At 50.3% G+C, this 6,932-nt stretch carries 5 protein-coding genes; 2 read left to right on the forward strand and 3 right to left on the reverse strand.

The window, feature by feature from the left end; translation table 11 throughout:
* A partial coding sequence (locus AACZ40_RS27440) for a glycosyl hydrolase family 65 protein (RefSeq protein WP_339676753.1) occupies positions 1 to 282 on the forward strand: 282 nt, incomplete at its 5' end.
* A 796-nt stretch (positions 283 to 1,078) separates the two neighbouring features.
* Positions 1,079 to 1,468, forward strand: coding sequence for a hypothetical protein (locus AACZ40_RS27445; RefSeq protein ID WP_291170507.1), 390 nt, complete (start codon positions 1,079 to 1,081; stop codon positions 1,466 to 1,468).
* A gap of 101 nt (positions 1,469 to 1,569) precedes the next feature.
* Here the strand turns inward: AACZ40_RS27445 and AACZ40_RS27450 are convergent, their stop codons facing one another.
* From AACZ40_RS27450 to AACZ40_RS27460, 3 genes are all read right to left on the reverse strand, one after another.
* Positions 1,570 to 5,526 carry a hypothetical protein gene (locus AACZ40_RS27450; protein WP_291170509.1) on the reverse strand — a complete coding sequence of 1,319 codons (3,957 nt, stop codon included), beginning with the start codon at positions 5,524 to 5,526 and terminating at the stop codon, positions 1,570 to 1,572.
* Positions 5,527 to 5,609: 83 nt separating this feature from the next.
* On the reverse strand, positions 5,610 to 6,341 hold the full coding sequence (locus AACZ40_RS27455) for a hypothetical protein (RefSeq protein WP_291170511.1): 732 nt from the start codon (positions 6,339 to 6,341) through the stop codon (positions 5,610 to 5,612).
* Positions 6,342 to 6,416: 75 nt separating this feature from the next.
* Positions 6,417 to 6,932, reverse strand: a 516-nt coding sequence (locus tag AACZ40_RS27460) for a hypothetical protein (protein WP_339676757.1), incomplete at its 5' end; no start/stop codon positions are given.

The following is a 6,932-nucleotide window of genomic DNA, read 5'->3' on the forward strand; positions in this document are numbered from 1 at the left end:
CGACTGATCGTAGAGTCGTTACTGGGATTGAACCTGGATGTAGATAAGTTGAGCCTTAAGCCCTGCCTTCCGGCTGACTGGACTGAATTCAAGATTCATTATCGCTATCGCGAAACGTTCTATCATATCACGATCCGTAACGAAAACTCAGATGCAGCAGTTTGCTGCATGACACTGGATGGCGAGGAGCAATCGGACAATACTATAACTCTCGTCGACGACCTTCAGGATCATAAAGTCGAAATCACCATGAGACCGAAAGAATATTCGAACAATAAGTGAAACTGTGGAAATCTGTTAGAAAACGCTGGTAAATTACTGAAGCCGGGATCAGCTTCCACTAGCACAATTAAACATTCACAACAGATCTAGGTATCACTCTTGTCACATCCACCAGATCGCGGTGCTGCTTGTTGCGAGAGTACTCGACAACCATACGGCGCGACATACTGGTGATCTTATCCCACGGTGACTTCATCCTGAAATCACTGCCCCACCTTGGAAGACCCATTTCAGACGGCGATGAAGCCCTGCGTATCGTTCCGGAAAGGATGTGAATATTCCCAGACGCGAGAACTCGCGCGAATATGACTGGAATATTGTGACAGATCACTCGGTTGATTATACGAGGTCATTTTAGGAATCATCCTCGGATTGAAGATTGAGTGAAATCTCAGAAGTTGCGCTCTGAGATGAAAAATGTATGCGAGGAAGCATCGGCAGTAACATGCCGGACATGCAACGCATTAGACACGCAGGGATACATGCTGTTATAATAAGCAGCATTCCGAGCCCGGAACTGTGTCCCGTTTTACTGTAGCATCTTGAGGGACATTGAGACCGAGTATAATAGATTGAAAATCGCTATGGTTAATTGTGATGCCTTCTTAAAATCTAAAAAACACTTAAACAGCGATTCATCTGGAAAATAAAGGTCTAAAAGCCAGTTTTCAGTACGATAAATGTCCAGGGGAGCGGTTTTTGAATACCCGGCGGAAAACTTCCCCTTACCTTTCATTGGGCTCACCTGAAAAAAATATCGGCTGGCCGGGAACCTTCGACAATCAGGAACATACTCATGACACGTGAACCATTGGTTGACCACGGACAAACCCTCAACAGCCCCGTCGGCAAAGTGATCGGCTTTGTAAATGGCAAAGTTGAATTTGAAGCGTTTGCAGATGTATTGCTGGCTGCCGGTTATCCAGCAACTGCGGTTACTGTGCTTCAGGGCGAAGACGGCATTCATCTCCTGGAACGGATGGATGAAAATCGTTTCTTCTTCTCAGATTCCGAGGACAGCATTATCCAGACCGGCATCGAAGAACTGAAGCGGGGACATTACGCCGTGTCCATTGAAGTCACCGATCGTGAGCATGCCGTGGACATTGCGAATCTGGCAAAGCCACACAGTGGACACGGTTTTGTGTACTTCGGGACCTGGGTCAACGAGCGGCTTTCGAACTGACTGATGAACGTGAAAGCACCGTTCGAGGCTGTATCCACTGTACCGAAAACAAGAGCTCTATTACACCCCCTGGGTATTGATATAAATCTTTGTGACGCGTTCTAACGGGTCTGGTTTACCCAGCGATGGACGACCGCGTTCAAGTCGGGTTCTTCACCTTCGGGGGTTTCGAAGTAATAATGCTCCAGGCGAGAGATGGAGACACCCAGTTCCTGCTTGCCTGTGGGACTTAGTCCATTGGTACGTTCGATATCTTTCAGCAAGCCGAGGACCGTAAACGGCGTAATCTTTTCCGGCACCTGATAACGGGCAGATGTAACAACCGGTGCTTTGCGGGCAATCAATCTGTAAATAATTACGAGCAAAATCAAGACTGCGAAAACAACGGACGCAGGAACCATCCATGACTTTTCCGGAGTTCCGTATTCCTGCTGCAGCATAATATCCGGCTCAACCGAAACCAGGTCAGCATCCTCGAATCGCTGATAGGTAACTTCATGATCTTCCTGTTTCGGCAACCCGAATGAAAATGTTTCCGGGTGTCTGGTGAGATCCGGACGCGCTTCCATGGAAACCAGCCAGAGCCTCTCGGAATTGATGGCATTCCCCGCTTCCGTTTTGTCAAATTGAGAAACCGAGACCCCTTCATTTTCGACAGCGGTCACGTCAAATTCCTTTGGTTTCAAATCAACAATCTGATCCAGGTCAGGAATCAGGCCGACACCGGTCGCGCGCACTTCCAGTTTCAGTTTACCGGCTTTGGCTTCGCGTTCATCGAGGGTCTGTGTAATCTGCAGATTCTTGAAGGGTCGCAGATCTCCCTGTTCCGGTGAGGCATCAATGGGTAAGGCAGCGGAAGTAACAGGCACCACCGCATAGCCGGAAGTATCCATGAAATCCATGTCGAGGGTCAGGGCTGGAATCTTATCGACTTCCGGCCCTTTGGGTTTCAACAGCAGGTATGCATACGGAGTCATCCTCCAGCCATATTCTTCCGTGGCGCGAGAATGCACGTCTTCGCTCTGAAATGTGATCGAGAGAATTTCAAAATGTTCTTCCAGGGACTGTTTGGCAGCCTCTTCAAATTTATCACGGTAATTTTCCAGGGGACGACCATAATTGTAATAGTAATAACCGCCTTGATTCTGGTTTTGCAGATACTTGGAAAAACCGCCCGACTCGCGTTCTATTTCTTTGGTATGCCGCAGATTGACGAACAGGCCGAACGGCGCTGTATGCCCCACGACATCGGAACCATCGATGCGTGTCTCCAGCTTGATTTCGGTCACGAGGTCCTTGTAATAATCATAGACTTTCTTCGCTTCCCGTGCCTGTTCATGATCGCCCACAATCTCGAAACCAGCCTGGAGGTAACGAAACTTGACACCAGGCTCAACCGCACTGAGTCGTACAAACAGCGAGTTGGCGAACTGATCCATGTGACGTTTGCCGATTTCGCCCGGCAGCCCCTCAATGGCTTCCCGGATTAATGGATATTGCGTGGGATCGGAAACCGTCGCATGAGTGATCTTGCCCAGATCCGGCGCACCCAGACTGGCGTAAAACCAGGTCTCGTAGACAGTCGATTCCTGTTTTTCTTCTTCAAGCTGCTCCACCTCAGCCGCATACAGTTCCGCTGCCTTCTGGAATCCCTCCAGTGAAACCTGGCGTCGCTCGGAAAATTCCGTGGTGCGATTCAGTTCCTGTTGGAATTCATTCGCATCATGGTCCAGTGCCGCTTTCGCAAGCTGGACCGACCAGGATTGGGGATATTTACTGATCGCTTTACTGAGAACCTGTTGCGCTGTCGCGTAACCCTGTAAAACTTCGCGCTCGATGTCTTTCTGCTTGCGGTTGGTCTTGGCTGCTTTCTGAGTGGCAGGCAAACGCCAGACTTTGCCGAGATTGGTCCGCATGGTTTGAATCAGCGATGCCAGCGTGTTGGGGTTCAGTCCATCCACGGTTCCGTAGATTTTTTCGATAGCATCCAGTTGATAAACTTCTGCAGAGCTGTGAACCTGCGTAAATGCCTGGGTAATGAGTTTCTCATCAATGGGTTCGATAGGCAGATCATTGATCCGTTGAATCCAGACCGCGAGTTCTTCCAGGTTGCGAACCTGTTTGGAACGTGTCAGAGGGATTCCCTGGGCACGCTGATTAAAGCCGTAGGAGAACATATAAATGCTGGTCCGCTGCTGTTCAGAATTAGGGTTATGGTTCTTCGTCCAGACCCGCAAAAACTCTTCGGCAAGCGACTTTGCTTCGCGCGGATTCAGAGGAGCCAGCCGTTCAATATAGGGAAACGCTTCCTCCTCTTCTTCCACTTTCAGGTATAGTTTTGCGATGGTTGTCTGGAACTCCAGATGCAGTGAATCATCAATTAATGCCATCCATTTCTCATCGGGAAGCATTTCAAGAACTTTCCCGGTCGCAATGGCCCGAATTTGATTCTGACGCTGCATCTGCTGTTGCATCATCACACCGTCGGTATAGTAGTAGTTCCCGTAATAATCCCGCTGCATCATTCTGGAACGGCTGGTGGAATAATCGTACGTTTGAGAGATTTGTGCTTCCCGTAACCAGTTGGACGCCATCATTTGTAATGTTGACTGCCACGCGCGGGCCTGTTCGGGCGCTGCTTTCAGTAAGGCATCGACGGCTGTTTTCTGTAATTCGAGGCTATTTAATCTAAAATGACTGTTCGTGCTTTGCGTCTGGATCCCCAGCGCGACCGCTGCCCCAATGCTCGAAAGAATTTCTTTGCCCCGTTCAGGACGTTTGCTGAAGCTTTCGCTCAGCCAGGCTTGTCCTAATTCCTCTTTGATGCGCGGCGTCAGTTCCACCGCACGCTTTAATGCTTCTTCTTTTTCAGAGGCACTGATCTCACCGACCGCGAGAACAGCCTGCAGCGCTGTCCATGCTTTTTCCAGGTGCTCACTCTTTTTTTCGTATTGCGGGAGCGCAAGATAGTACCGCGATAATAAATTCAGTGCTTCGCGATCATCCTGTTTGATGGCTTCCTCGAGCGCGGGCAAAAACTCTGCCAGGTACTGAGCCTGACCGGAATCTGCCAGCAGCCTGGCGATCTGGCGTTGCGTCAGGAGAGGCTTTCCTGCAGCAGCCTCCGACTTTGCTGCCTGTGTTTCCGGTTGTATTTCCCGAAACCGTTTGAGGTACTCTTCGATTGAAAAACCGTTCGCGATCGAGATGCGGAACACGCCAGCCAACTGACCGAATAAGGTGTTTTTCTGCTTCAACTGGGCAGCGAGTTGCGGATTCTGTTGCAGCAGAATCTGCATCTGGGTGGTACTGATGGAGCTTTGAGGCAGATTCTTTGCCTGAATCTTTTCAGTCGAATCAGCGGGTAACAGGGCAGCCAGTTCGAAAAAGTCATCAACGGTGATCACATTCTTTTCTGCATACTGGGGAAAGCGGGTCCCTGGTTGCTGAACAGGATTCTGCAAAGACGACAGCAGCTGCAGATAAAGGGCCTCATATTCAGCCTGGGGAAGTGTGTTGAAAAATGATTTCACTTCGCCCCAGTTCCCGAGGGTGACATATTGCTGCAGGTTCTGGAGCTGCTTCTCAAACTGTTTCAACTCGGCATCCAGTTTCTGCTCACGTGCTTTCTTATCCGCTGCAACCTGCTGTTCATCTGTAAGTGGTCGCTGTGCCTCCAGGGGCTGGTCTTCCGTCTTCGCTTTCTCTGATTTGGATTCGTCTTCTTCCGGCGTTGCCCAGGCTTGGATGATGGCCGAAGAGCGTCGATCAAACTTCAGCTTTTTAATCGCTGCCAGTCGTTTCTGTTCATGCGCTTTTTCCTGGGCATCGTCGGTTGAGGTCGATGCTGCGTCAGTCGTTGTCATAGAACTGCTGGCACTGCTGGCGGCTACCTGAGCCTTGACAGGTGTGGCATAAGCGGCTGCAGCCGCAGCGAAGACTTTTGAAGTCTGTCCCGACGAAGTCACCGCTCGGCCCTGGGCAGAACAGATATCAGCATTTAAGGCCAGAATGAACGTTGCGAATGTGATCGAAAGAGCGAGATGAAGTCGCTGCATCGGTAGTCACCTTTATCAATACAGAATCAAATTGACAGAATCGTAATCAGAAACAGAGCGGTATCAAAATCGTCCGGCGGCTGTTATGAGCCACTTTTATCGGGCGGCGGACCGGAGCTGGCTCCCCGATTGTCCTTGGGCTTCTTCTTTCCGGCCCCTTTTTTCTTACCTTTGTTTTTGCCCTGTTTGTTACAAACGCCGTTACAGCAGCCTTTGCATTGACATTGTTTCGGGATCGGCATTCCCTGCAGATCGGTGAGATCGAGGTTGGCCAGTCGAATCACGGCTTCCAGATTTTCCTGCTGCTCCATTAATTCCGTCTTGCTGCCTGTCAATGCGGCGTTTTCTGCCAGCAGTCGGTAGTTCTGTCGCGCGGATTCGATGATCGGTTCCCAGCCCTCTTTTCCCACTCCCTCAAGCCGCAGAGCCCAGGTCACATAATATTCGGCATTGGCCATCGCAGAACGCGTTTCTTTCACCAGTTCCGCATCTGGCTGAGGTTCCTTCTGCAGTTCGTCTAAGAGCGCCTGCAGATCGAGATAGGCATCGGGCAATTGCCCATTCAGCATCATCGCCTTATCGCGTTCCAGCCGCAGCTTTTGTGCTTCTTTCACCCGGTCAGCCGGAACCAGCGGCAATGCTTCATTATAAAGTCGGACCGCCTGATCCCAGTTTTCCAGCTTGACGGCAGTTTGCGCCGCCTTAATTCTCTGGTCCACTTCATCAAGCTTAAGCTGTGCCTGACCTGGTCCATAATGATAGGCCCCCACGAAACACGGGACCAGTCCCCAGCAAAGCAGCATCATGATTCTCATTGGACTTTCCTTCCTGCAATCAGTTCCTATTGCACAATAGACAAATCAGGTTTCCTGTTTCCGTTGTCCCGACAGTTATGAAGCCGCGGGATGCAGTTCTCTGGATTTTCGGGAAGGGTCTGACTTCAGCCTGGACCGCTCCCTGTTTCTTCGGCTTGTTAATACACCTGGTTTCCAGCCTGTCCCCCAATAATGGAGTAACCAGGGCAACAATGCATAAATCAATGCAGACAAGCCGCAGGCAGCCAGTGCATACTCGCGACGGGTCAGTTTTTCAAAGGGATTTTCTTCTCCCCCCACTGCCAGATGATCAATCAGATCAGTGCTGAGGTGTTTCTCATTTCCATTGTGATACGTGCCATTCAAGCGAATTGCCACCTGTCTCAGTGTCGAGACATCCTGTCGGGAATGATGTCCATTAATAAACGACCCTTTCACTGTATCTCCTACGCCGATCACAACAGCATTCGCAACCGAGGCCGGCATTTTCGGCATCCCCGCGCCGGGCACGGTATCGCCATCGCTGATCAACAGCAATGTTGTACTACGCGGGTTCCAGTGTAGTACAACATTGCTGTTGATCAGCGATGG

This window comes from uncultured Gimesia sp. (assembly GCF_963972345.1).
Lineage (GTDB): Bacteria > Planctomycetota > Planctomycetia > Planctomycetales > Planctomycetaceae > Gimesia.

Coding starts and splice junctions, on each gene's coding strand:
- AACZ40_RS27445 (WP_291170507.1), top strand. CDS start 1,079: ATGACACGTGAACCATTGGTTGACCACGGACAAACCCTCAACAGCCCC.
- AACZ40_RS27450 (WP_291170509.1), bottom strand. CDS start 5,526: ATGCAGCGACTTCATCTCGCTCTTTCGATCACATTCGCAACGTTCATT.
- AACZ40_RS27455 (WP_291170511.1), bottom strand. CDS start 6,341: ATGAGAATCATGATGCTGCTTTGCTGGGGACTGGTCCCGTGTTTCGTG.